This is a genomic window from Jeotgalibaca sp. PTS2502 (genome assembly GCF_001975685.1).
Classification (GTDB): Bacteria; Bacillota; Bacilli; order Lactobacillales; family Aerococcaceae; genus Jeotgalibaca; species Jeotgalibaca arthritidis.
The window spans coordinates 519,679-543,597 of record NZ_CP019433.1 but is presented as its reverse complement, the minus strand read 5'-3'; the positions used below and the strand labels follow the sequence as shown (position 1 = coordinate 543,597).

General features: G+C 36.7%; 23 protein-coding genes and 1 pseudogene. 7 read left to right on the top strand and 17 right to left on the bottom strand.

Translation table 11 applies throughout. The annotated features are described in order from the left end of the window. Nucleotide 1: 1 nt before the first annotated feature. On the bottom strand, nucleotides 2-1,033 hold the full coding sequence (gene comGB / locus BW721_RS02715; RefSeq protein ID WP_076765867.1) for a competence type IV pilus assembly protein ComGB: 1,032 nt from the start codon (nucleotides 1,031-1,033) through the stop codon (nucleotides 2-4). After that, the gene (gene comGA / locus BW721_RS02710) at nucleotides 1,011-2,060 is read right to left on the bottom strand and encodes a competence type IV pilus ATPase ComGA (RefSeq protein ID WP_232222938.1); all 1,050 of its coding nucleotides are present in this window, start codon (nucleotides 2,058-2,060) and stop codon (nucleotides 1,011-1,013) included. The genes comGB and comGA overlap by 23 nt, the downstream gene beginning before the upstream one ends. 108 nt (nucleotides 2,061-2,168) lie before the next feature. On the opposite strand from comGA, the gene BW721_RS02705 reads away from it, so the two are divergent. After that, nucleotides 2,169-3,077 (top strand): YitT family protein, encoded by a 909-nt coding sequence (locus BW721_RS02705; protein WP_076765864.1) that lies wholly within the window; start codon nucleotides 2,169-2,171, stop codon nucleotides 3,075-3,077. Nucleotides 3,078-3,091: 14 nt separating this feature from the next. Here BW721_RS02705 and BW721_RS02700 read toward each other — a convergent pair whose 3' ends face one another. Next, the gene (locus tag BW721_RS02700; protein ID WP_076765862.1) at nucleotides 3,092-3,826 is read right to left on the bottom strand and encodes a YebC/PmpR family DNA-binding transcriptional regulator; all 735 of its coding nucleotides are present in this window, start codon (nucleotides 3,824-3,826) and stop codon (nucleotides 3,092-3,094) included. A 166-nt stretch (nucleotides 3,827-3,992) separates the two neighbouring features. Between BW721_RS02700 and BW721_RS02695 the strand changes: the two genes are divergently transcribed. Next, the gene (locus BW721_RS02695) at nucleotides 3,993-5,801 is read left to right on the top strand and encodes a M3 family oligoendopeptidase (protein WP_076765860.1); all 1,809 of its coding nucleotides are present in this window, start codon (nucleotides 3,993-3,995) and stop codon (nucleotides 5,799-5,801) included. Nucleotides 5,802-5,830: 29 nt separating this feature from the next. Here the strand turns inward: BW721_RS02695 and BW721_RS02690 are convergent, their stop codons facing one another. Next, nucleotides 5,831-6,718, bottom strand: coding sequence for a diacylglycerol/lipid kinase family protein (locus BW721_RS02690; RefSeq protein WP_076765858.1), 888 nt, complete (start codon nucleotides 6,716-6,718; stop codon nucleotides 5,831-5,833). A 154-nt stretch (nucleotides 6,719-6,872) separates the two neighbouring features. Between BW721_RS02690 and trhO the strand changes: the two genes are divergently transcribed. After that, a complete protein-coding gene (trhO, locus tag BW721_RS02685; RefSeq protein WP_076765856.1) occupies nucleotides 6,873-7,835 on the top strand; it encodes an oxygen-dependent tRNA uridine(34) hydroxylase TrhO in 963 nt (320 codons plus the stop codon). 130 nt (nucleotides 7,836-7,965) lie between these two features. Then, nucleotides 7,966-10,575, top strand: a complete 2,610-nt coding sequence (locus tag BW721_RS02680; RefSeq protein WP_076765854.1) for a transglycosylase domain-containing protein — start codon at nucleotides 7,966-7,968, stop codon at nucleotides 10,573-10,575. A 55-nt stretch (nucleotides 10,576-10,630) separates the two neighbouring features. Here the strand turns inward: BW721_RS02680 and ccpA are convergent, their stop codons facing one another. Next, entirely contained in the window at nucleotides 10,631-11,641 is a 1,011-nt protein-coding gene (gene ccpA / locus BW721_RS02675; RefSeq protein ID WP_076765853.1) for a catabolite control protein A, read from the bottom strand. 189 nt (nucleotides 11,642-11,830) lie between these two features. On the opposite strand from ccpA, the gene BW721_RS02670 reads away from it, so the two are divergent. After that, the gene (locus BW721_RS02670) at nucleotides 11,831-12,955 is read left to right on the top strand and encodes an aminopeptidase P family protein (RefSeq protein WP_076765851.1); all 1,125 of its coding nucleotides are present in this window, start codon (nucleotides 11,831-11,833) and stop codon (nucleotides 12,953-12,955) included. A 39-nt stretch (nucleotides 12,956-12,994) separates the two neighbouring features. Here BW721_RS02670 and BW721_RS02665 read toward each other — a convergent pair whose 3' ends face one another. Continuing rightward, nucleotides 12,995-13,420: a YtxH domain-containing protein gene (locus tag BW721_RS02665; protein ID WP_076765849.1), complete on the bottom strand. Its 426-nt coding sequence runs from the start codon at nucleotides 13,418-13,420 to the stop codon at nucleotides 12,995-12,997. A gap of 42 nt (nucleotides 13,421-13,462) precedes the next feature. Beyond that, a complete protein-coding gene (locus tag BW721_RS02660) occupies nucleotides 13,463-13,924 on the bottom strand; it encodes a DUF948 domain-containing protein (protein WP_076765847.1) in 462 nt (153 codons plus the stop codon). A gap of 198 nt (nucleotides 13,925-14,122) precedes the next feature. Here BW721_RS02660 and BW721_RS02655 point away from each other — a divergent pair, with 198 nt between their 5' ends. Continuing rightward, entirely contained in the window at nucleotides 14,123-15,025 is a 903-nt protein-coding gene (locus BW721_RS02655; RefSeq protein WP_076765845.1) for a mechanosensitive ion channel family protein, read from the top strand. A 154-nt stretch (nucleotides 15,026-15,179) separates the two neighbouring features. On the opposite strand, the gene cbpB is transcribed toward BW721_RS02655, so the two are convergent. From cbpB to racE, 4 genes and pseudogenes are all read right to left on the bottom strand, one after another. Then, the gene (gene cbpB / locus BW721_RS02650) at nucleotides 15,180-15,662 is read right to left on the bottom strand and encodes a cyclic-di-AMP-binding protein CbpB (protein ID WP_076765843.1); all 483 of its coding nucleotides are present in this window, start codon (nucleotides 15,660-15,662) and stop codon (nucleotides 15,180-15,182) included. Between the two features lie 89 nt (nucleotides 15,663-15,751). Beyond that, nucleotides 15,752-16,273, bottom strand: coding sequence for a YfcE family phosphodiesterase (locus BW721_RS02645; protein ID WP_076765841.1), 522 nt, complete (start codon nucleotides 16,271-16,273; stop codon nucleotides 15,752-15,754). Between the two features lie 11 nt (nucleotides 16,274-16,284). Beyond that, nucleotides 16,285-16,887, bottom strand: a pseudogene (locus BW721_RS02640) (XTP/dITP diphosphatase); the annotation flags it as partial. A gap of 17 nt (nucleotides 16,888-16,904) precedes the next feature. Continuing rightward, a complete protein-coding gene (racE, locus tag BW721_RS02635; RefSeq protein ID WP_076765837.1) occupies nucleotides 16,905-17,714 on the bottom strand; it encodes a glutamate racemase in 810 nt (269 codons plus the stop codon). A 398-nt stretch (nucleotides 17,715-18,112) separates the two neighbouring features. Here racE and BW721_RS02630 point away from each other — a divergent pair, with 398 nt between their 5' ends. After that, the gene (locus tag BW721_RS02630) at nucleotides 18,113-18,532 is read left to right on the top strand and encodes a DUF2507 domain-containing protein (protein ID WP_076765835.1); all 420 of its coding nucleotides are present in this window, start codon (nucleotides 18,113-18,115) and stop codon (nucleotides 18,530-18,532) included. 39 nt (nucleotides 18,533-18,571) lie between these two features. On the opposite strand, the gene trxA is transcribed toward BW721_RS02630, so the two are convergent. The 6 genes from trxA to BW721_RS02600 form a co-directional block, all read right to left on the bottom strand. After that, nucleotides 18,572-18,883 (bottom strand): thioredoxin, encoded by a 312-nt coding sequence (trxA, locus tag BW721_RS02625; protein ID WP_076765833.1) that lies wholly within the window; start codon nucleotides 18,881-18,883, stop codon nucleotides 18,572-18,574. Between the two features lie 75 nt (nucleotides 18,884-18,958). After that, complete coding sequence (locus BW721_RS02620; RefSeq protein WP_076765831.1) at nucleotides 18,959-21,343, bottom strand: endonuclease MutS2; 2,385 nt, start codon at nucleotides 21,341-21,343, stop codon at nucleotides 18,959-18,961. 66 nt (nucleotides 21,344-21,409) lie between these two features. Then, nucleotides 21,410-21,961, bottom strand: coding sequence for a CvpA family protein (locus BW721_RS02615; RefSeq protein ID WP_076765829.1), 552 nt, complete (start codon nucleotides 21,959-21,961; stop codon nucleotides 21,410-21,412). A 4-nt stretch (nucleotides 21,962-21,965) separates the two neighbouring features. After that, nucleotides 21,966-22,403, bottom strand: a complete 438-nt coding sequence (locus tag BW721_RS02610; protein WP_076765826.1) for a cell division protein ZapA — start codon at nucleotides 22,401-22,403, stop codon at nucleotides 21,966-21,968. 110 nt (nucleotides 22,404-22,513) lie between these two features. Then, nucleotides 22,514-23,263, bottom strand: coding sequence for an acyl-[acyl-carrier-protein] thioesterase (locus tag BW721_RS02605; protein WP_076765824.1), 750 nt, complete (start codon nucleotides 23,261-23,263; stop codon nucleotides 22,514-22,516). A 62-nt stretch (nucleotides 23,264-23,325) separates the two neighbouring features. Further along, complete coding sequence (locus tag BW721_RS02600) at nucleotides 23,326-23,919, bottom strand: DUF4230 domain-containing protein (protein WP_076765822.1); 594 nt, start codon at nucleotides 23,917-23,919, stop codon at nucleotides 23,326-23,328.

Genomic DNA, 23,919 nt, shown 5'->3' with positions numbered 1-23,919 from the left:
CTTAATACATTCCTTTCATCATTGACAACATGGGATACATAAGAATGCCGTAAATCAAAACAATCATTAAGCCAATTAACAGAAATAAAACAGGCTGTAAATAATTGATCTTTCGTTCAATATCTGTCATTAATTGTTGGTAGCACTCCTGAGAAAATAACTTTAATTTCTTTCCCAACTGACTGGTTAGTTGACCATGGTAAATAATCCAGGTTAGCTCTTTTCTAAAAATAGGAAATTTTGCCATGATAGTCGGTAAGTCATAACCGGCAAATAAATCAGCCGAAAACAAATCGGCCAACTCACGAAGCAACTGATTAGTTGACTCAGAGGAAACCATCTCTAGAAATTGATATATAGACTGACCATTGAGTAAGGCATAGCCTAACTCACGAGAAAAATAAAAGGTATAATAATCTGAGTACCATTTTCCAAATATAGGAATCCTAATTAAAAAACAGGCATGGTCATAAGCTGATTTCTTATTTAAATAGCGGTTAAATATACTTGCGACTAGCAAAACAATAAATACGAGACTGCACATCATATAAGGGAGTTTTTCTAAAAAGATAATCATTATTATTCCCCATTTATTATCATTTGTAACTGAACTTTCCAATGTTGGCAGTAAATAATGCCGTATGGCAATCATCATAAGTGTCGCTAATAAAATGAGAAAACTAGGATAAGCTATCACTTTTTTTGCTTGTTGGCTTTGGCTTTGTTTTCTTTTCATTTGGCTTGCACAAAATGATAGCGTCTCGATTAATTGACCGTTCCGAATAGAAAAGTGGAGCTGTGTGATAATGTCTGCTGAATAGCCTAGACTGGACAGACTTGAAGGAAAAGACTCACCCGATGCCATTCGTTTAACAACTTGGTCAAGTTGAGATTCATGCTTCACCATCATAATTTTTAAGAAAGAAATAGCTTCACTGATAGAGAATCCTTCTGCTAGCAACTCTGATAGCCGATTTAAAAATAAGCACTGTTGATTAAGGCTCCACTTTTTAGAAGATTTGGTTGCTCTCATAGTCTTTACTGCTGATGTAACCACAGGCATAAGCTTTCCGCAATTTGTGATTCATTCTAACAAACTGCGCTCCCCTCCCATCTTCGTAAAGAATATTTTTTAACGGCTGATCATTTAATAATTCAAATAAAATAGCCTTTTTCTCATAAACAGAAAAATGAGAACAGTAGATTGAACACGCCCCTTCACATAAGTAGCAGTATTTATTAAGCATACGTTGAGAAACAATACCAATCAGCGATTGCTTTAATTGTTCATGAGAAACGTTCAAATCTAACATACGCGTGATAACACCTATACACTCCTTGGCGTGAATAGTCGCAATGACCAAATGTCCCGTTAGTGCGCTTCTAACAGCCATCCGGGCAGTATTTTCATCGCGAATTTCACCAATAACTAAGATGTCAGGATGATGACGTAACGATTGCTTAATGAGAACGTCATAAACTAACCCCGCCTTTTCATTAATCTCTGATTGCAAAAAACGTGGTTCTTTAATCTCTACCGGTTCTTCCATTGTAATAATTTGCAACGGTTCTTCATCATAAAGTTTTCTTAAAAAGTGATAAATGGTTGTCGTCTTTCCTGAACTAACGGGTCCTGAAAACAAGATTAAGCCGCTCTTAACCTTTAACATCTTTTCCAATGTTTGATAATCTTTAGGAAAGAACACATGCATCTGATTTCGTTTACAATCATTGTGGTCATATAAAAGTCGCAAAACCATTGATTCTTGATAACGATAGTTCGATATTGTTGATAAGCGTAGTTCAATTTCTTCCTGATTAATTACAATATGACAGGCTCCAGACTGAGGCTTTCGTTTTTCACCAATATCCATATTCGATAGAAATTTAAAGTAAGAGAGGTACTTTTCACCACTTACGACTGACAACATCATCATTTTCTTCAAACCAGATGGCACACGGAAATAGATATCGTAGCTGTTCTTATTCGGTAAAATATGAATATCACTCACTCCAGCTTTTACTGCAAGCCCTAGCATTTCGGTTATTTTTGCTTCCATCATCTTCGCTCCTTTCATATATATAATCCGCAAAAGAATCAATTTACGTTTTTTTAGTTTGAAATTTGTTATAATACTAGCTAGCGAGTGTTTTTTAGGAGGACCGTTATGAATTTAAAAACAAGTACATCTATTTTTCTATGTACCATTGGCGCATTTATTTTTTCAATTGCCATTAATACTTTCTCTATCCCTAATCATTTAGGTGAAGGTGGCGTAACTGGGATTGGATTAATGATTTATTATTTATCAGACATACCAGTTTCTATTACAACCATGGTTTTAAATGCAATAATTTTAGCGATTGGTTATCGTTATTTAGATAAGAAAACGATGGGATTGACTATTTTTTCAACGGTTATGGTTTCCGTCTTTTTAGAATTAACCTATGGCTGGGCATTTGTGATGACAAATCCCATTCTGGCACCGATTTGTTCGGGTGCTTTGATTGGATTATCACTCGGTATCATTATGCAAGCTGGTGGCTCTACTGCTGGGACAGATATTATTGCCTTAATTCTTAATAAGTATTTAGGCTGGAGTACTGCAACGGCCTTAGTCGTTATTGATGTTTTAATCGTTGGTCCCTCCATTTTTATTATTGGCTTAGAAAATGTCGTCTTAACCGTCGTTCATCTCTATATCCAAACTAAGGTACTTAACTTTATTTTAGAAGGATTTAATCCGAAAAAATCAGTCTTTATTATTTCAGATCACTACGAGGAGATTTCAAGGGAGATTGACCGTGTTATTGGTCGAGGAATGACATTATTTGAAGCATCAGGTTATTATCGTAAAGACAATAAAAAAGTAATTATGGTTGTCATTAACCGCCAGCAAATTATGCCGTTAAATAAGTTGATTTCTTCTATTGATGATAAAGCCTTTGTAGTCATTTCAGAGGTTCAAAATGTTGTTGGAGAAGGCTTCTCTTACATCATTTCTGATGAAGAATATCAGCATAAGATGAATGAAATGATTGAAACTGCTGAAAACAAAGAAAGAAGCAACTCCTAGGAGCTGCTTCTTTTTTAGTCTTCTGATAAGTTTGCGTTATGAAAGACTTCTTGAACATCATCGTCATCTTCAAGTTTTTCAATCATCATTCTAAATTGATTTTCTTTATCTGGATCAATATCCATTAATGTTTGTGGTACCATTGTTGATTCTGCTTGCGCAATCTTGTAGCCTTCTGCTTCAAGAGCATCGCGTACATCATTCAAATCGGCTGGATCAGTATAGATTTCAAAAACATCATCAGATGTTTCTAACTCTTCCCCACCGGCTTCAAGCACACTCATCATCATCGTATCTTCATCAATATCCAAACCTTCACGTTCAATAGCGATATAGCCTTTACGGTCAAACATATAAGAAACAGAGCCTGTTTCACCTAAAGAACCACCGTTTTTATTGAAAGCCACACGAATGTTTGTTGCGCTTCTGTTGCGGTTATCTGTTAAAGCTAATACCAGAACACCAACACCATTTGGTCCATATCCTTCATAATTGATTTCTTCATAGTTTTCGCCTTCACCAGAACTTGATGCTTTTTTAATCGCGCGATTAATATTATCGTTAGGCATGTTAGCTGCTTTTGCTTTTTCGATTTTCAAGCGTAATGCTGGGTTAGACGAGGGATCCGGTCCACCACTTTTTGCAGCAACATAAATCTCTTTGGAAAATTTTTGAAAAACTTTTCCACGTTGTTGATCTGCTGCACCTTTAGAATTCTTAATTTTACTCCATTTTGAATGTCCAGCCATCCAATCCCTCTTCTCTTTGTTTAATTAACCTCTTTATTTTAGCAATTATAGGGCTGTTGTGCAAATCCTTCTTAAAAACTTTTAGTCAATTTGTTTTGCATTTTTCCTTTCTTTATTCTAAAGTTAATAAAGATTATTAATTTTTGTATTTTGGAAGGAGAATTTTATGAAATACCCGTTAACATGGGACTTAGACTCAATATTCCCAGGTGGAAGCCATTCTAAAGAGCTTCAAGATAAACTTCTTGTGATTGAGGAAGATGTGAAAGCTTATTTCAACTTAAATGAGAGTTGGGAACCAGCATCAGATAAGCCACACTATCAAACATTCCAAACCCTAATCGCCCAATCAGAAATCATTACTAAAGCGATTTCTCAAACGGCTAGTTTTATCAATGCTGTTCAATCAGCTGATGTTACTAACACACATGCACCGATTGTCCGCAATCAAATTGCGCAACTATCTAGTCAATACGCAATTATTCAAACATCTGTTATAAAAAAACTAGCGGCTATTACTGACGAAGATTTTGGAGCGCTTATTAAACTTGAAGCATTTGAAAATTTAGCCTTTGCTCTAACTGAAACAAGAGAAAAAGGAAACCGCTTATTAAGCGAAGCGGAAGAAAGTATGCTGTCTAAACTAAGTCAAGATGGCTTCCATGCTTGGAGTAATCATTATGACACCTTAGTTTCTTATATCAAAATACCATTTGAAGCAGCAGATGGACGCATTCAAGAGTTGTCAGCTGGTCAAGCAATGAACCGAATGTACTCCGATTCAGATCCAGCAGTACGTCAACAGTTATTTGTGAAATGGGAAGAAGCTTGGGCAAGTTATGCGCCACTCTTTGCTGAAACATTAAACCATTTGCAAGGTTTTCGTTTAGAAGATTACAAACTTCATGGTTCAACTGACTTTATGGAAGAGCCACTTCGCTATAACCGTATTGAAAAAGAAACGCTGGATGCTATGTGGCAAGCTATTACTAACCATAAGCAACCTTACTTAGACTTTTTAAATCGTAAAGCCGCTCTAATGGGCAAAGAAAAACTAGCGTGGTATGACGTTGATGCCCCCGTCTCAGTTGGCGATTTTAAAGCTAGAACGTTTACTTATGATGAAGCTGTTGACTTTATTGTCGAAAATTTCGCTAAGTTCGGACCTACACTTGCGCAATTTGCTCAAGACTTAGTTGAAAATGGCTGGGTAGAGGCAGAAGACCGCGCTGGCAAACGTCCTGGTGGTTATTGTACAAGTATTCCTGAATCTAAAGAGTCTCGTATTTTTATGACCTTTACTGGATCTGCTAGCGATATGAGTACACTAGCCCATGAGATTGGTCATGCTTTCCATTCTTATACCATGTGGGATTTACCCACAATGAATACGCGTTACGCTATGAATGTGGCTGAAACAGCATCAACATTCGCTGAAACGATTGTATCAAGCGCAACAGTGGATGCTGCTGAATCTGACGAAGAAAAAATTTCTTTATTGAATACAAAGTTAGAAAATGCAACAGCGATGTTCTTAAATATTCACGCTCGTTTCTTGTTTGAACAAGCCTTCTATACAGAACGACAAAAAGGCTTAGTATCAGCTGAACGTTTATCTGAATTAATGGTAGACGCACAAAAAGAAGCCTTCCAAAATCAATTAAGTGAGTACCATCCACACTTCTGGGCTTCAAAATTACATTTCTTTATCGATAATGTGCCATTCTATAACTTCCCTTATACATTTGGATTCCTATTCAGCCTAAGTATTTTCGCTGAGTATCAAAAAAATCCAGCTGGCTTTGAAGAAAAATATATGGCGCTATTAAAAGATACAGCTGTTATGAAAACAGAAGACTTAGTGATGAAGCATCTAGGAAAAGACATTCGTTCTCTAGCATTCTGGGAGCAAGGTCTTGCTATTATGGAAAAAGATGTTCATACCTTCTTAGCATTAACAGAAGATAAAATCTAAAAAAATGAGGATTCTGCTGGTCAGAATCCTCATTTTTTTGGTATGTAAACAGAGATAGCGCTCGGAAGTATCGTGACATCAAGTGGAAATGCCCCCTCTTTATCACCATCTATATTGATTGTTAAATTAGCATTATTACAATCTATGATGAGCTGTTGATAGCTTCCATACGTTAATCGTTTGGTTTGGTTAATCCGTCCTCTTAGAATGCGCCACACATAAAAAGCCGCACCGAAAAATTGAAAACTTGGAAAAAGTAGCGTATGTAAGAGGCCATCATTATAGCGTGCTCTTTGGAAAAATTTTGGCATAGATGCCACTGTTGGATGAAGAGATAACACAAATAAAGATGTCTCTACTGAGTCTTCTTCCATCGCTGTTTTTAACCTTATATGGAATGGCTTTTGCCGGATCGCATAGAAAGCCCCATTGAAAAAATAAGCCAGTATACCATAGTTAGATTTCGCTTCTACACTAACATTATGAATGGCTTCTGGGATACCACCTATAGCAATCAATGAAATAAAGTAGTTATGATTAACCTGTCCGATATCCATGCTTGTTAGCTCTAAGTCTCTAAGGGCTAGCAAAGCTTCCTCTGTTTTCACTGGTATGCCTAATGACCTTGCCGCATCATTGACTGTCCCATTTGGCAAAATCCCAAGCTTTATAGCTTGATTAGTTTTCATAATACCATTAACAACTTCCTTTACGGTGCCATCACCACCAACACAAAAAACGACATCTATATTCGTAGATGCCTCTAGAACTAAACGCTCGCCGTCACCCCTTCTATTGGTATAGACAACGCTAATCTCACTAAAAGAATGGCTCAATGTGTCTATTATTCGTTTTTCTAGTACTCGACCATTGCCTTTTCCTGATGAAGGATTAATGATTAGTAAACAATTTGTCATCATTTAGACCCCTTTTGTTCTATTATTCAACATTATATAATCTTTATTCGGTCTGACCAAATAAATCAACTAACTAAATCAAAGTATAGCCATTTTTAGTCTTTCATTGTATAATTGGACGTTGGATAGGAATAATGAACGGAGGAATTTTAATATGACTGAATCTTATCGTGTGTTACTATTCTATAAATATGTAACGATTGAAGAACCAGAACTATTTACCAAACAACACTTAGACTTTTGTAAAAGCCTAGGAATTAAAGGACGTATCTTAGTTTCAGGAGAAGGTATTAACGGTACCTTATCTGGAACAATTGAGCAGACAGACGCTTACATGGCTCATATGAAAAACGACCCGCGTTTTAGCGATATTATGTGGAAGATTGATGAGGCTGATGGCCATGCCTTCAAGAAAATGTTTGTCCGCTATCGTCCAGAAATCGTTAGCTTGCAATTGGGCGAAGATGACTTAGATCCTAATGAAACAACTGGCCAATATTTATCCGCTCAAGAATTTAAAGAAGCACTATTAGATGACAATACCGTTGTCATTGATGCCCGTAATGATTATGAATTTGACTTAGGTCATTTCCGCGGTGCCATCCGCCCAGACATTCGTTCGTTCCGAGAACTACCAGAATGGATTCAAGAAAACAAAGAACAATTCATGGATAAACGTGTTGTTACCTACTGTACTGGTGGTATTCGCTGTGAGAAATTTTCTGGTTGGTTAGTTAAAGAAGGATTTAAAGATGTTGGCCAATTACATGGTGGTATTGCTACTTATGGAAAAGACCCAGAAGTTCAAGGCGAGCTATGGGATGGTAAGATGTATGTCTTTGATGAACGTATTGCAGTAGACGTTAACAGGAAAGAGCATGTCATTGTAGGCAAAGATTGGTTCGATGGCACACCTTGCGAGCGTTATGTTAACTGTGCTAACCCATCTTGTAACCGTCAAATGCTATGTTCAGAAGAAAATGAATATACTTATATGAGAAGTTGCTGCTATGACTGCCGTATTGTAGAAAATAATCGTTATGTTGCAGAACACAAGCTTTCTAGAGAAGCTGTGGCAGAACGTTTAGCTTCCATTAACCAAGACGTTGCACATTAAGAAACAAAAAAGAAACCGTATATTACATACTGGTTTCTTTTTTGTTTCTATACAGCCACGACAATAGCTATATCATTATATTTTTGTTATAATATCAAAGATTATGGGATGAATAAGAAAGAGGGATCAAATGAAGCAATCAAACAAAAATCCATTTAAAGCATTCTATTCCAAGCACAAAAATAAACAAAGCAAGCAAAAACCATCTAGACGAGGAAAATTGACTAAGGAAAGTCAATACTTGCTTTCAAAAGGATTATTTACATTTAATGTAGCCTATGGTGTTATAAAAACAACATTGATTTCAGTTGTTTTATTTATCAGTTTGCTTGGTTTCCTAGCGTTCGGTACAGGAATGGGCTATTTTGCAGCTCTAGTTTCGAATGAAGAACCGCCATCGGAAAATGAAATGGCACAAGCAATTGGAAATCTAGAATTGATTTCTAGTCTACACTATAATGACGGACAACTCATTTCAGAAGTACGAACAGATTTATTAAGAACCATCATTACAAAGGATGCTATTTCTCCTTTTGTCATCGACGGCTTAGTTTCAACAGAAGATGAGTATTTTTATGAACATAATGGTGTTGTGCCGAAAGCTGTTGTTCGCGCACTGATAACTGAAGTAACTGGTTTGGGATCAGCGACTGGTGGATCAACCCTTACACAACAATTGGTCAAACAGCAAATTTTAACACACGAAGTGACATTTTCTCGTAAAGTGAACGAAATACTTCTTGCGATGCGTTTGGAAAATTATTTCGATAAAGACCAAATTATTACCGCTTATCTGAATGTGTCACCATTTGGCCGTAACAGTAACGGTGGTAATGTTGCCGGCATTGAAGAAGCAGCGACAGGTATTTTTGGCGTTCACGCTAGCGAAGTATCCTTGCCACAAGCTGCCTTCTTAGTCGGTTTACCGCAAAACCCTTATACTTATACGCCCTACACTGTTTATGGCGAACTGAAAGAAGACCTTTCTGACGGTGTGAATCGTATGAAGACCGTTTTAACTCGTATGTTTGAAGAGCAAAAAATTAGTCAAGACCAATACAATGAAGCCATCCAATATGATATTACCCAAGACTTCATTCCAGCTAAAAACTCTGGACAAAACAGTCATAACTATCTCTATCAACAAGTTGAAAAACAAGCTATTGAAATTTTAATGGCGATAGAAGCAGAGAAGAATGGTTTAACTTTTGAAGAAGTTGACGCTGATGTCGACCTTTATAACGACTATTACTTCCGTAATCAAGCCATTTTAAATACATCAGGTTATAAAGTCACTTCAACAATTGATAAAGCTGTTTATCAAGCGATGCAAGAAGCAGTCGCTGAATATGGTGAAAATCTGGGCCCTACCTTTGTAGATACTTATACGAATGAAGAAACTGGCGAAACGGAAGAAGTTATTGAATTAGCACAATCTGGTTCCATTTTATTAGAAAATGAAACAGGCCGTATTCTTGGTTTCATCGGTGGTCGAGATTTCTCTATTGATCAAAATGATCATGCCTTTGATACTTATCGAGATCCAGGTTCAACCATCAAACCGTTAGCTGTTTATGCTCCGGCGTTGGAAATGAATGTGATTACGCCAGCTACTAGACTAGCTGACTCTGAAATTGGTGATCAGGCAACTCCTTATTCAGGAGCGCCTTGGAATGTTTCTAACATTGGTGAAGTTATCTCAAATAAGATGGTAACAGCCCGTGAAGCCTTGTATCAATCGATGAATAATCCAACTGGTAAATTGTATCTCAACATGCTAGAGTCTGGCTTAGAGCCTTACAAATATATGGATATGATGAACTACACTATGATTGATGACTACAAAGCAAATGCAGCCTTTTCTTTAGGCGCTGGACGAACTTCCGTTGCTGAACAAACAACAGGCTTTGCCACCTTTGCTAATCAAGGTGATTATATTGGCTATTATCTCATTGAAAAGATTGAAGATGCCGATGGTAATATTATCTACCAACACGAGAAAGAACAGCGCGATGTTTTCTCAGAAGAAACAGCTTATCTAACCATTGATATTTTAAGAGATGTTATTGACTTAGGTTTCTCTAGCCAAATAAAAAATTATTTGAATTTCTCTGCTGACCTAGCAGCTAAGACTGGTACTTCTGAACATAATCGTGACTATTGGATTATCGCAAGTACTCCTAAAGTAACTCTAAGTTCTTGGATTGGCTATAATAATGCCATTGAAGATCATGTTTTTTACGATCCTTATTCAACGGGTGCACCTTCTGCTAATAACATGAGATATTGGTCACTGATAGCAAATAAAATCTATGCAGCTAGTCCTGAAATTATCGGAACTGACCAAACCTTTACACGTCCTGAAGGGATTGTAGAAAGAGAAGTCGTTGCTGAAACCGGAACACTGGCCGGCAAAGTGACTATACCAGGAACAACAACGACTGTCTCAGTTAATGGCACTAAGAAGACTGAATTATTCAAAGCTGATAACCTTCCTAAAGCAATTACTTATAACTTCTCTCCAGGTGCCTCCGATAAGGACTTGAAACAACTTTACTGGGACAAAAAGGTAAAAGCTGTTAAAGAAGCCGAAGAGAAAAAGAAAAAAGAAGCAGAGAAGAAAAAGAAAGCCGAAGAAGAAAAGAAAAAAGCTGAAGAACAGAAGAAAGAAGAAGAAGCTAAGAAAAAAGAAGAGGAAGAGAAGAAAAAGAAGGAAGAAGCCGCTAATAATAACAACTAACTTCCCCTTCTCATTGAAAAACCCGCTAGGCAGATGCCTAACGGGTTTTTTTAAGTTAGTCTTCTTTAGCAGTTGTACCACGGTAAGCAATCTTGTAAGGAAGAGTAATTGTCTTTTCGTCAATCTCTTCTTTATTCATGATTTTCGTCAAGAGACGCATCGCTACAGCACCGATATCATAAAGTGGTAGCATAATTGAGCTTAATTGCGGACGAGCCATCTCAGTTACTTTTGAGTTATTACTTGTAAAGATTTCAAAGTCTTCTGGTACATTTACACCAGCATTGACAATACCATTCAATAAACCAATAGCTAATTCATCGTCACTCACATAAGCAGCTGTTACGCCTTGTTCAAGTAAACGTGGTCCTAATTCTTCACCCGCTGCAACAGTTAATTCACTTTCGTGTACAAGTGACTCATCGTAAGCGATTCCTGCTGATAACAAGGCATTTTTATACCCTTTTAGACGGTATTGACCGTTAATTGGATTAGCCAATGGTGTTGAAACGAAAGCAATCTTTTTGTTGCCACCATTTATCAGTTTTGTAATAATGGCTTCTGTTGCTGCGATATAATCAATATTAACACTACCAACTTGTTGATCAGGATCAACTGTTCCCGCAAGTACAACTGGTGTTTTTGAACGTGAGAATTCAGCACGTAATTCATCAGTAATTTTGTTACCCATGTAAATGATGCCGTCTACTTGTTTCGCAAGTAAGGTATTCAAAACTTGGATTTCTTTACTTTCATTTTGATCAGAGTTTGCTAAAATGATATTATATTTATACATAGTCGCAATATCATCGATACCTCGTGCTAATGATGCGAAAAATAAGTTTGTAACATCTGGAATAATTACCCCAACTGTTGTTGTTTTCTTACTTGCTAATCCTCTCGCTACAGCATTTGGACGATAATCTAAACGATCGATAACTTCCAATACTTTTTTACGTGTTGTTGGTTTAACATTTGGGTTACCGTTGACAACACGAGAGACAGTTGCCATTGAAACATTCGCTTCACGTGCAACATCATAAATAGTGATTGTTTGCTTTTCCATATTTTTTCCCCTTTTCAGCATAGTGAATGATTTACAAATTGAAAATGTTTGAATTATATTCTCAAGAAGAATTTATCATTATTTTCAAAAAAATGCAAGCGTTTCACCAATGTTTTCATGAAAATTTCACATGCTCTTTCATTCGATTAGTTTCGTGTTATAATGATTTAAACCTTAGGAGGACTGACTATGAACGAAAAAATAATACGTATTTGTAAAAAAATGAAAGATGATAATATTGATATCGCCTTTTTCAATAATCCTATTGTAATAAACTTTTTAACTGGTTACAAGAGTGAACCTCACGAACGAATTCTAGCAGCAATTTTATTTGCTGACGCTCCGCCCCTTCTTTTTACACCAGGTTTAGAATTTGAAGATGCTAAACGACTAACGTCAGGCTTTGATGTATTCAGCTATCAAGATACTGAAAATCCTTGGTTAGTCTTGAAAGATAAAGTCGATAGTCTTGACTTACCTGTTCAAAATTGGGCCATTGAAAAAGATTATCTAACCATTGCTCGAAAAGAGGCGCTAGAAAGAGCTTTCTCAAACAGCCAGTTTGATTATGACTTCTCATCTTTTTTAGAAGAGTTACGTTTGCAAAAAACAGCGGATGAACTTGTTCTGATGGAAAAAGCTGGCTATTGGGCAGACGAAGCGATTAAGATTGGTGCTCGAACGCTTAAAGTGGGCGTTACAGAAACAGAAGTTGTTGCACAAATTGAGTACGAACTGAAAAAACGTGGTATTAGCGAAATGAGTTTCGATACGATGGTTTTATTTGGAGAAAATGCAGCTAGTCCTCATGGCGAACCTGGTAGTCGTCAACTAAAAGAAAATGAATTTGTTCTTTTTGATTTAGGCGTGATGCATAGGGGTTATGCAAGTGATGTGACGCGAACCCTATTCTTTGGAGACAAACCAAATGACCACCAATCTCATATTTATCACCTTGTTCTTGAGGCACACGATCAAGCAATTCAACAAGCTAGCCTATCGTCAACAGCAGAAGAATTAGACGCTATCGCTAGAAACGTGATTGATTCAGAAGGCTATGGTCAATACTTCAACCACCGTCTAGGTCACGGACTTGGTCAAAGTGTTCATGAGTTTCCTTCTCTTATGAAAGGTAATACAATGAAGCTTGAAAAAAACATGTGCTTCTCAATTGAACCAGGTATCTATATCCCTAACGATATTGGCGTGCGTGTTGAAGATTGCGGCTATTTAGATGAGTCAGGATTCCATTCTTTTACGTCTTTCCCAACTGATATTGCTGCTTACAAAACATTTATCCTATCTGAACAATAAAAAAATGCTGGTAGTCTTAGTGACTACCAGCATTTTATATTATTTTGTAACGTTTTCTGCTTCAGCTTTGCCTTCTTCAGCAATCACTTCTGCAACTTCTTTACCATCTTTTGTTTTCTCTTTAATATCTGCTACAGACTGAGAGACTTCTTCTTTTGCTTTTTTAAAGTCTTCAGATACTTTAGATGATGTTTCACTGAATTGAGATTTTAAGTTTTCGCTTGTATCTTTCAAGCTAACTTTAATATCTTCACCAGTTTCTTTGGCTACTTCAACTAATTCGCTGCCTTTTTCAACAGCAATGTCTGTGTAGTCATAAACTGTGTCCATAAAGTCATTAAACTCATCAGAAATATCTTGTCTTAATTCTTTACCTGATTTAGGTGCAAATAACAAAGCTGTAATCGCTGCTGCAGCTCCACCAATAATTGCTCCCAATACAAAACCGCCGTCTTTTTTACTCATCATGCTTCTCTCCTTCAATAAAATTAATTATTTTCTTTTTTTTTAATAAATTGATATGTCTGTTTCTTTTGCAGCCTTTTGTTCTTTTCTTCGACGATTCATAGCTGCAGCTGTTCTACCCAAATTATTCATAGTAGAGGCTTTTTTTCTCGTCTTACTACTTTTGTTACTCGTGATGGAACTTGCCAAATTTCGGGTAGATTGGTTCACATCTGATACGGTTACGCCGATATCACCGATGGCTGTAAATAATGGGTCTGTTTTACTGATTTTCCCATTTAGGTCATCCATTAAGGTGTTTGTTTTGTTTAACAATCCTTCTACTTCAATTGCTAAATGGTCCACATCTTTGGTAATAACCGTTATACTATTATTTGCTTCTTCAGCGATTTTAGATACATCATCTAAAATTTTAGTAGCTTTTCTAATTGCTAATACTAGGAAAAAAACTAATACTGCAAACGCTACAGCTGCGATAAGAGCAGCAATATTTCCCCAACTCATAAGAACCACTCACTCCTTTTCGTTTATTCATAAGCACTAGCTTGCTTCTAGAAAACAGCATCATGTTTATGTTCTGCTTAATAAAATAATACCACATGGGTTTTCATTATGCTATTGAAACCACTTTTTATAAAACTTTGACCTCACTCTTTAAACGTGTTAGTCTTTGAGTAGATTTTTATTTAAAGGTGGGATTTGATGGTTGTATTGAGTACAGTAACAACTAATGCAGTGGATGAAACAATTCAAAATGTCACAAAGTCATCCAACTATTTTGTGAGATGGTGGAACAGTATTGATTGGACCGAAATCATCGCACAAGTGATGACAAAATCTATTCATATTCTCTTTATTTTAATTCTATTTATGGTGATTAGACGGATTATCAAATTCTTTTTAAAGCGAGCATTTTCTACTAGAAGCAAACGACAAACCTTCTCCATAAATAGACGAAATACCATTTACAAAATGGTTGATAATGCCGTCTCTTATGCCCTTTCATTTTTCCTCATCTATACCCTTTTATCTATTGTGGGTATTCCCGTTTCAACTTTATTAGCTGGTGCAGGAATTGCAGGGATTGCCATTGGTTTAGGAGCTCAGTCCTTTATTAGTGATATTGTTAATGGGTTTTTTATCTTACTGGAAAATCAATTTGATGTGGGAGATTCTGTAACCATTGGTGAGTTTTCTGGTTCGATTGTGTCCATTGGCCTGCGATCAACGCAGTTAAAAGGGTTTGATGGCACTCACCACTTTTTACCTAATCACACTATTGATGCTATTTCAAATAACTCGCGCAATGATATGCGTGCATTGATTGAGCTCACACTTTACCCGGATAGTGATTTTGAAAAAATTAAATCGATCATTGAAGAAAAAAATAATCAGTTGGTAACCGAATATCCTGAAATCGTTAGAGGACCAAATTATGTTGGCCCTACAAATCTAGGGAATGGTTTGGTGACTTATAGTACTGTTTTTTATACGTTAAATGGTCAACAATTTCGCATTCGTGATACCTTTTCAGCAGAATATTTGGCAGCTCTAAAAGAAGCAAATATCGAACTGCCGAAACATGGCATTTTAAACGCTAAATAAGACAGGACAAACGCCCATAAGATAGTTACATATTTTGTGGGCGTTCTTTTTTTTCTCGATTGAACCATACACGCTATAAAAATAAGCTGTGTCTTACATTAGCTTGGAATAATAAAAACGATTGAGCTCTCTCAATCGTTTTTGTTTAAACTACTTATTGTTTTAGTATCAATTTCTCTTTTAAATCATATTCATGATGTAATTCATGGACCAAATGATTAACACGTCTTAGAATCTCTTTACGAGTCACAATACCGTTAAAGTAACCTTCATCATCTACGACACATAAAAAGTTATGATCAATTAATTTATTTAAAACTTCTTCTAGCTCAAATGACGTTGGTATAATCGGTACATTTTTATCCATAACCTCTTCAACAGTCAATTTTTCCATTTCTTCAAATCGAATCGAATCAACTGTCATAATCGCATTAATAATCATTGGCATTGAAATTATACCTTTGATTCTCGATTCATTATCTAAAACAGGAATAGAACTATATTTTACTTGCGATAATACTAATAATGCATGGTAGAGATTGTTATTACAATTTAGGTTAGCAACGTTTTCGCTTGAAACGATAAAAGGTTTCCCATTATCGAAAAGTAAAACAGATTGGACTTCCTTGCTAATCATTTCCAAAATCCTCCTCGTGTATACGCTTCTTTTATTATACACTGTTATCTGTTATTCATAATCATCCAAACACGTTATTTAATTATTTTTTAAAGTTCTCTTTGTATCCATTTTTTTCCTAAAGAAGGAATCTCTTTGTGCTTATCGTTGTATACTTTTAGTTCTACAGCTTCTTCTGCAGCTTCTAATAAACAATATGTCTTCTCATAAACCGATCCTCTTGGGCTTTTAATGCTGCCTGGGTTAATAAAAAAGACACCATCTTCGTAGTCTGCCGCAAGGATATGGGAGTGGCCGTAAAAAACAAAGCGCAAAGCTTCTGCTTCAGCGAATGCTTTTAGTTTATCTAAGCTCCACTTCACATCATGATGGTGTCCATGAACAATGCCATAGGGAAACTCAAGACTTCTCTCCACATGACTCATGTTAAAATCGCCATAAAAGTCACAATTCCCTGCAACTGTATCCATAACCCCCCATACTAAATCGCGATCACTAAGTTCTGAATCACCACAATGGACAAACTTATCGACCATATCTTGATAACGATCAACTAACTGATTTAGAATATGACTATCTCCATGACTATCGCTGACAATCAATAAACGCATGTTATCGCTCCTTAATCAAACCATTCTGAAATCTGTTTGTCTAATTCTTTTAACGCAAGCGCACGATGGCTAATGGTGTTTTTTTCGTCTTCCGATAATTCTGCAACTGACTTGCCTAATTCAGGCAAGAAAAAGATCGGATCATAGCCAAAGCCTGAGTCTCCTTGAGGATATTGGGCAATCTCTCCTTGAAATTTACCTTCTACTACAAGTGACTCTTTTCCTGGTTTACTTAATACTAAGGTGCAGTGGAAATGAGCTGAACGATCCACGTCCGTCATTTCACCTAACATTGCTAACACTTTAGCGTTATTACGTGCATCATTCTTCTCTTCTCCAGAAAAACGTGCTGAAAAAACACCTGGCGCACCATCTAAGGCATCGATACACAAGCCCGAATCATCAGCCAATACAGCTGTTTGAAGAAGCTCACTAATCGTTTCGGCTTTTAACCGCGCATTATCCTCAAACGTATAGCCGGTCTCTTTAACATCCTCGATATCTGGATAATCCAATAAGGTTTTAATATAATAGCCTTTTGGTTCAAGCATTTGTTTAAATTCTTTTGCTTTACCTTCATTCTTTGTCGCAATAATAATAGTCTTTTGTTCACTCATTTTAATATTCCCCTTTAACGGTTTTCTACCTCTGCCTTTTCAACGGTTAATCCCTCTATTCCCAACCACTGACTTGCAATGTCAGAAAATAATTTTGTTGAGCCTGTCGTGAAAAAACGATTTTCCATTTTTTCATCACCACTTAAGGCAGCAATTTGGTGGTAGTCTAAAATTGTACTCACTTCAGAAACGGTCTCAGCTCCTGAGTCGACTAAATGGACATGGTCGCCCATGACATTTTGAATAATAGGTTTCAATAATGGATAATGGGTGCATCCTAGAATAAGGGTATCAATATTTAACTTGGCTAAGGGCTGTAAGCTTTCAAAAACGACTTTCTTAGCGATAGAAGAATGATATTGATTACTCTCAACTAGGGGAACAAACTTTGGACAGCTGATACTATTTATATAGAGTGACGCGTCCTTATCAAGCAGGGTCTTTTCATAAACACCACTATCAATTGTTCCTTTTGTTCCGATGACACCAATACGATGATTGTTGGAATATTTCAGTGCTGCTCGGCTACCTGGTAAAATAACACCAATAACTGGAATATCTACCCTTTTTCGAATCTCATCCAAAGCCACTGCTGTAGCGGTATTACATGCGATGACAAGTAATTTGATATCTTGATTCATTAAAAATTGCGTCAGTTCCCATGTAAATTCAACTACTTCTTCAGCTGGCCTAGGACCGTACGGGCAGCGCGCATTATCACCAATATAGTAAAAAAATTCATTAGGTAGTTGTCTCATTGCTTGCTTAACGACGGTTAAACCACCTACACCAGAATCTAAAAATCCGATTGCTTTTTTTCTCATGATATCTTTCCCTTACCTACATTTGATTACTAGAAATATTATAACAAATAATAAACAGATTCGCTTGGATATGATACAATGACTTTAATAGATTTTCATTAAGATTCTGAGTCAGTTTATTCAATAATAGTAAGGGCTGGAACATTGTTCCAGCCCTTCTGTAGTCAGCTATCTTTATCTTCTACCTTTTAACTGGCTAGCACGTTCTTCTTCTCTCCAGTTTTGAATGTATTTATAGACTGGCAATATTAGAAAAATTAAGCCAATCCATTTTCTTAAATTTCTCATTTGATTAGCACCCTTTCTAAAAAATTATTCATTCTATGTTTTTATTATGCCTGATTTTTTAGAAAAATGCTAATCATACACCATTAAATGTTTTAAAGAGAGGTTATCAAATGTCAACTAATGATCGTGAAAAACTCATTAATAGCGAGCACTTCCCCGTTATTATGATTCGGGACTTTTTACTCAATAATATTTTAGGTCAGGAAACTGATGATATCTTATATTGGAGCGGTAAACAACTGGCACGGCAATTCCCACTAATACATGTCAATGATTTGCAAGAGTCTTTCCGATATTGTGGATTTGGTACACTTAGTCTTCATAAAGAGGAACGACACCGCGATATTTACTACTTAACAGGCTCCGTTATAGAGACACGTTTACTTAAGCCTGATGCATCCTTTCATTTAGAAGCAGGATTTCTTGCCGAACAAATTGATTTAACAAAAGGAAAGCCCTGCGAAGTACAAGTCAAGCACCCCGAACAAGCCATTACCGATACGGTTCAATTAATTGTTAATTATGAATAAAAAAAGTAGCGACATGTGTTGTGTCGCTACTTTTTTTAATTAGATATATTGTTCTAATACTTCTTCAAGGCGTTCTTTTGGTGTGAAACCAACTAGTTTCTCAACTACTTCGCCATCTTTTTTAACAAGTAGTGTTGGAATTCCCATTACGCCAAACTCTTGAGGTGTTGCTGGGTTAGCGTCTACGTCCATTTTTGCAAATGATACTTTGTCGCCCATTTCCTCATCTAATTCGTCGATGATTGGTGATTGCATACGGCATGGACCACACCATGTTGCCCAAAAGTCAACTAGGACTACCCCATCTTTTGTTTCTGTTTCAAAGTTTGAATCTGTTAATGCTTTAACCATTTTTATATTTCCTCCCTTTATCTCTATTCATAATCACATTATAGCAAAGTTACTTTTTGTTAGCTAGGTATCTGCTTAGCCTTTAAAAACCGCAACGGTTGCACCATTTCCACCTGCATTATGCGGCGCAAACTCAAATGATTTGACTTGCGGATGGCGTTTTAAAGCATCGATAACACCTTGGCGAATCGCACCCGTCCCCTTACCATGAACAATGGTCACTTGCGGGTAACCAGCTAGCAGAGCAGAATCCAAGTAACTATCTAACGCCATCAGAGCATCTTCATAACGGAAGCCTCTTAAATCCAATTGCGTTGAAACATGACTATCACTTGTTGAGCGTACATTTGCAATTTGACGTTTGACTTTTCTAGCTTGTTTACTTGGTTCTTCTTCAATTTTTCGTAAATCTGATTCGGGTAATTTTAATTTCATAATACCGATTTGAACAATCCATTCGCCTTTAGGTGTTTTTTCAATTAAACTACCGCGTTGACCGTAAGTTTCGGTAATAACCTCATCGCCAGGCTTCAATTGCTTTTTATCCTTGGCTTTTTGCAAGACTTTATTCTTAGCTAAGAGATCTTCTTCTTGTTTCAAATCATCAAACTGTTTTTTTAAATCAATTAATTCGTGCTCTTTAACAGCTGCAGACGTCCCTAAGTTCATCTGCATCTCACGAATTTCTTGCATTAAAAATTCAGCTTCTTCTTTAGACGTTTCAACAATCTGATTGGCTTCTTGTTTTGCTTTTGCAATAATGGTTGCTTTGTCATGGTCTAACTTCTCATTGGCTGCTTTTAAATCGCTTAAAAGTGCATCTGATTCAGCTAGCTGTTGCTTTAATTGATAAGACTCAGCTTCAGTTTTACGACGTTTCTGTTCTAAATCAGCAATCATCTCATTTAATTCTTGGCTATCTTCTTGAATAAAACCTGTAGCTTGTTGAATGATCTGATCTGCTAAACCCAGTCGGCGGGAAATATCAAAGGCATTACTTCGCCCTGGAATACCAATCATTAAGCGGTAAGTCGGTGCTAGCGTTTCAGAATTGAACTCCATACTAGCGTTAATGGTAGCTGGACGATTATAGGCGTAGACTTTCAGTTCGGGATAGTGAGTCGTTGCCATCACCATAGAACCTTTTGATCCGACATAATCGAGAATCGAGATCGCAAGCGAGGCACCCTCTTGAGGGTCTGTACCTGATCCTAACTCATCAAATAAGACTAAACTCTTTTCATCAATTTGATCAATGATTGTTACAATGTTAGACATATGAGAAGAGAACGTACTTAAACTCTGCTCAATTGACTGCTCATCACCAATATCAGCGAAAATACCTGTAAAAATACCAATTTGACTATTCTCAGCAGCTGGAATTTGTAAGCCTGCCTGCCCCATCAGCTGAATTAAGCCTAATGTTTTTAAAGCAATCGTTTTACCGCCCGTATTGGGTCCTGTAATAATCAATGCCTGATATTCTTCACCAATAATCAAATCGTTGGCTACTACATGCTCTTGATCAATTAACGGATGGCGTGCACCCCAAATCGCTACGTGATTTTGACTGCTTAAACGCGGACGGCTTGCTTTAATACTGTCAGCATATCTTGCTTTTGCGTTAATGACATCCAATCTAGTCAAGACTTGACTATTAGCCGCTAGCTCATTCGTATATGGCGCAAGTTCCGCCGATAATTCATACAGGATACGTTCTTCTTCTTGACGTTCCTCAGATTTTAATGATCGTAATTTGTTGTTTAAATCAAGAACTGCTTGAGGCTCAATAAAGAGTGTTTGACCTGTGGAACTCTGGTCATGAACCACACCACCAAAATGATGACGGTATTCCTGTTTTACTGGAATCACATAACGATCATTACGAATCGTAATAATAGTGTCACTCAAGTATTGCGATTTTTTTCCCCTAATCATATCATCTAGTTTTTCACGAACATGACCTTCATTACTTTTAATTGACTGACGAATACGTTTCAATTCCGGACTTGCATCGCTTAAAATCTCACCATCATCTGAAATGGATAGCTTAATCGTTTTACGAATGTCAGGCAAATCAATTAAACCATCAACAATCTGATAGAGCTGATAGAGTTCAATCTCCTTTTCAGACAAGTCTGCAAAAAATTGTAACATTTCTTTAGTTGTTGAAAGGACACGTCCAATTTGCGAAAGTTCTTTTCCATTCAAAGAACCACCGATTTGAAGGCGTTTGATTGGCATAGTGATATCAGCCAAACGCGGCATAGGAATACCACCTTTTAATCGTAATAACTTACGACCGTCATCCGTCTCTTCCTGCAAGATATTGACTTCTTCATAGGTTTTCTTTACCTCTAGTTGGAGTAACTGTTGCTTGCCAAGCTCTGTCGCCGCTAACTGGGCAACTTGACCAACTACCTTTTCAAACTCTAGTTTTTTTAAAGTTTTTGCATTCAATTTGTTCACCTCTTTTACTTTAATTCAAAACAATGAGGCTGGGACAACGCCCCGCCTCTCTCTTTTTTATAGTTGACCAACTAATCCTAACCACAAGTCAGAAATGGTTGATGATAAATAAGGTGTATTAGCGATCATCCATCTTGCTAAATTACTATCCGCTAATAATTGCTGAACAGCTTCAAACGGAATCATGGTCAGAATATACAATAGTAGAAATATCCCCAAATATTGCATTAAAAAGCCAAGCAAGCCGCCACCAATGTCATTTAATTGTTTGACAACCGGTAAAAAGGTTAAGGAATTTAACATATAACCAATAATACGCGTTGCTAACCATCCAACAAAAATAATTAACAAGAATGAGATGCCATTATAGAAGGCTACATCAAGATTTAACACTTGAATGGCATCATAAAACACCATCTGATCATCAATGCCTGGTTGCGCATAAGGAACGAGCATTTCAAGGTATTCTGCAAGTTGTAAATAATACTGTTGGGCAAAGTAAAAAGATATGATATAGCCTGCAGTATGAACGAGTTGTAAAACAAGGCCTCTTCTTACGCCTGCATAGACACCCATACAAAGTAGTAATAATATAATGATTGTCAGCATGTTATCACCTATTTCTGGAAGGCAGTTGGCCTTCTTTTTCTTGAGTTGTTTCAAGTTGTTGCGCTTGTTTCAATCGATTCTCTGCAGCCGTTGTTGGTCTAACATAGCGGCTTTTAGCATTCTTAGCTGTTTTAGCTGATTTATCAGGAACTGGATTTGGAGATGTGATTGGTCTCTTCTTTAATTCTTTTTCAAGACTTGCTAATTTCTCTTTTAACTCATCTAATTCAGCTTGCCGTTCCATAGACTCTGAAATGGCATTTACTGCAATTAACACAGCACGTTGTTCCACATCTAAGTTAGGCATAACGTCTTTCAATTGATCAATTTTTTCATTCGCTATTTCCGAAACCACTTTTAAATGCTCTTCTGGTTTCTTAGCCACAATGGTATATGGCCGTTCTGCGATGGTTGTTTTATAGCGACGCTTCTCTTCCGCCATTTTCCATCCTCCTTGCATTTCTACATATCTTTTATTTTACCATATTTTCCCACTCTGAACAGTAAAAAGTAGAGAAGGTTTAGCTTATGCCTCGCCTTCTCTACTTTTCTTTAGCGCTTTTCCCAAGTGATATTCGCCACACAAGCAACCACATCACCATTTTTAATTTGATGAGCAGTGACAATTTGACCGTTGCTTTCTTCTGTCATCGACAGGCTACTATCAATCATATTGCCAAATTCCACTTCTTTTTCATACTTAATTGTAATTGCTGTGATGCGATGTTCTAACATAAATGCCATATCAACCGTATTAATAATCCAGTCAAAATACTTAGAATTATTGACATGTTTGTTAGCATCAATATCTAGATAACGCACACGGTATGGCATTGTCAGTTGATTGTCTTCGTCCACTGGCTGTATTTTTGGTTGTCTTAATAGTGAACGAATTTCTTCTGCTTGATAAGGAGCTACAATAGCCTTATCAATACGTGTCATTTTGCGACTTGCCATATCCATAATCGAAAAAGTCGTCATCACTTCGACTAATAAATTGTCACTAGTATCAAATGCCCTAAATACCCGGTAGGTAAAGAAGCGATTGTAAGACAATGCTTCTGTTTCAAAGGTAATGATTTCATCTTTTTTAGGAATACGCTTAATGTCCATATGATATTGAATAATAATCCAACTCAAACCCTTTTCAAGCATGCTCTCTTCTGTATTACCTAGCGCTGCACTTTGGACACCAGAAACATGAACCATTTCATTTATGAGTGATGGAATCGTCATTTCTCCTTGAATATCACATTCGTGACTTCTGACTTGATGATTTGTTCTAAAGGTTAACCCGCTCATAATTTTTTTCACCTCAATAAATACTTACTCATTTATCTATTTTAACATAGCTGAGATGAAATTTAGCGGAATTTAACCTCAACAGTCTGGTAACCACTAGCACGAAGTAAATTAGTAATCATCTCTTTTGCTTGTTGGTCTGCTTCTTCTAGTATACCTGCTTCTATTTTATCTGTTTCTATCTTTTCGCGTTCTTTGTTGATTTCATCAAAAATAAGCTGTGATGGGTAATCAGAAAATAATTCACCCTCTATATCTTCAACCCGTGTTTTATCTACTTCAACCACATTATCCGTAATGATGGACTGATCTAACGTAACGACAACCCGTTCATCGCTGTCAATTTTTACATCAAGTTTCGATAAATCTGTTCCAGCTTTTAAATACCCGCTATAACTAATTAATTTAATCGCTTCTGCAAAAGAAAAATCAGAACCTAAGACGGATAAGGACTTATCTGTGCGGCTAATAATCACATTGCTATATTCGTATTTTAATGTCGTTAATTCTTGTATCTCGCTTAATTGCTCTCTTACTAGTTCACTTTTTGATTCGTGATTAGCACTGATATTAAGCCAGTCTGACGAATTAATTGCAAATAAACCAACAAATCCGACTAACATACCCAAAATTAACGTGATAATTGTTTTTTTCAT

Coding starts and splice junctions, on each gene's coding strand:
- comGB (WP_076765867.1), bottom strand. CDS start 1,033: ATGAGAGCAACCAAATCTTCTAAAAAGTGGAGCCTTAATCAACAGTGC.
- comGA (WP_232222938.1), bottom strand. CDS start 2,060: ATGGAAGCAAAAATAACCGAAATGCTAGGGCTTGCAGTAAAAGCTGGA.
- BW721_RS02705 (WP_076765864.1), top strand. CDS start 2,169: ATGAATTTAAAAACAAGTACATCTATTTTTCTATGTACCATTGGCGCA.
- BW721_RS02700 (WP_076765862.1), bottom strand. CDS start 3,826: ATGGCTGGACATTCAAAATGGAGTAAAATTAAGAATTCTAAAGGTGCA.
- BW721_RS02695 (WP_076765860.1), top strand. CDS start 3,993: ATGAAATACCCGTTAACATGGGACTTAGACTCAATATTCCCAGGTGGA.
- BW721_RS02690 (WP_076765858.1), bottom strand. CDS start 6,718: ATGACAAATTGTTTACTAATCATTAATCCTTCATCAGGAAAAGGCAAT.
- trhO (WP_076765856.1), top strand. CDS start 6,873: ATGACTGAATCTTATCGTGTGTTACTATTCTATAAATATGTAACGATT.
- BW721_RS02680 (WP_076765854.1), top strand. CDS start 7,966: ATGAAGCAATCAAACAAAAATCCATTTAAAGCATTCTATTCCAAGCAC.
- ccpA (WP_076765853.1), bottom strand. CDS start 11,641: ATGGAAAAGCAAACAATCACTATTTATGATGTTGCACGTGAAGCGAAT.
- BW721_RS02670 (WP_076765851.1), top strand. CDS start 11,831: ATGAACGAAAAAATAATACGTATTTGTAAAAAAATGAAAGATGATAAT.
- BW721_RS02665 (WP_076765849.1), bottom strand. CDS start 13,420: ATGAGTAAAAAAGACGGCGGTTTTGTATTGGGAGCAATTATTGGTGGA.
- BW721_RS02660 (WP_076765847.1), bottom strand. CDS start 13,924: ATGAGTTGGGGAAATATTGCTGCTCTTATCGCAGCTGTAGCGTTTGCA.
- BW721_RS02655 (WP_076765845.1), top strand. CDS start 14,123: ATGGTTGTATTGAGTACAGTAACAACTAATGCAGTGGATGAAACAATT.
- cbpB (WP_076765843.1), bottom strand. CDS start 15,662: ATGATTAGCAAGGAAGTCCAATCTGTTTTACTTTTCGATAATGGGAAA.
- BW721_RS02645 (WP_076765841.1), bottom strand. CDS start 16,273: ATGCGTTTATTGATTGTCAGCGATAGTCATGGAGATAGTCATATTCTA.
- racE (WP_076765837.1), bottom strand. CDS start 17,714: ATGAGAAAAAAAGCAATCGGATTTTTAGATTCTGGTGTAGGTGGTTTA.
- BW721_RS02630 (WP_076765835.1), top strand. CDS start 18,113: ATGTCAACTAATGATCGTGAAAAACTCATTAATAGCGAGCACTTCCCC.
- trxA (WP_076765833.1), bottom strand. CDS start 18,883: ATGGTTAAAGCATTAACAGATTCAAACTTTGAAACAGAAACAAAAGAT.
- BW721_RS02615 (WP_076765829.1), bottom strand. CDS start 21,961: ATGCTGACAATCATTATATTATTACTACTTTGTATGGGTGTCTATGCA.
- BW721_RS02610 (WP_076765826.1), bottom strand. CDS start 22,403: ATGGCGGAAGAGAAGCGTCGCTATAAAACAACCATCGCAGAACGGCCA.
- BW721_RS02605 (WP_076765824.1), bottom strand. CDS start 23,263: ATGAGCGGGTTAACCTTTAGAACAAATCATCAAGTCAGAAGTCACGAA.
- BW721_RS02600 (WP_076765822.1), bottom strand. CDS start 23,919: ATGAAAAAAACAATTATCACGTTAATTTTGGGTATGTTAGTCGGATTT.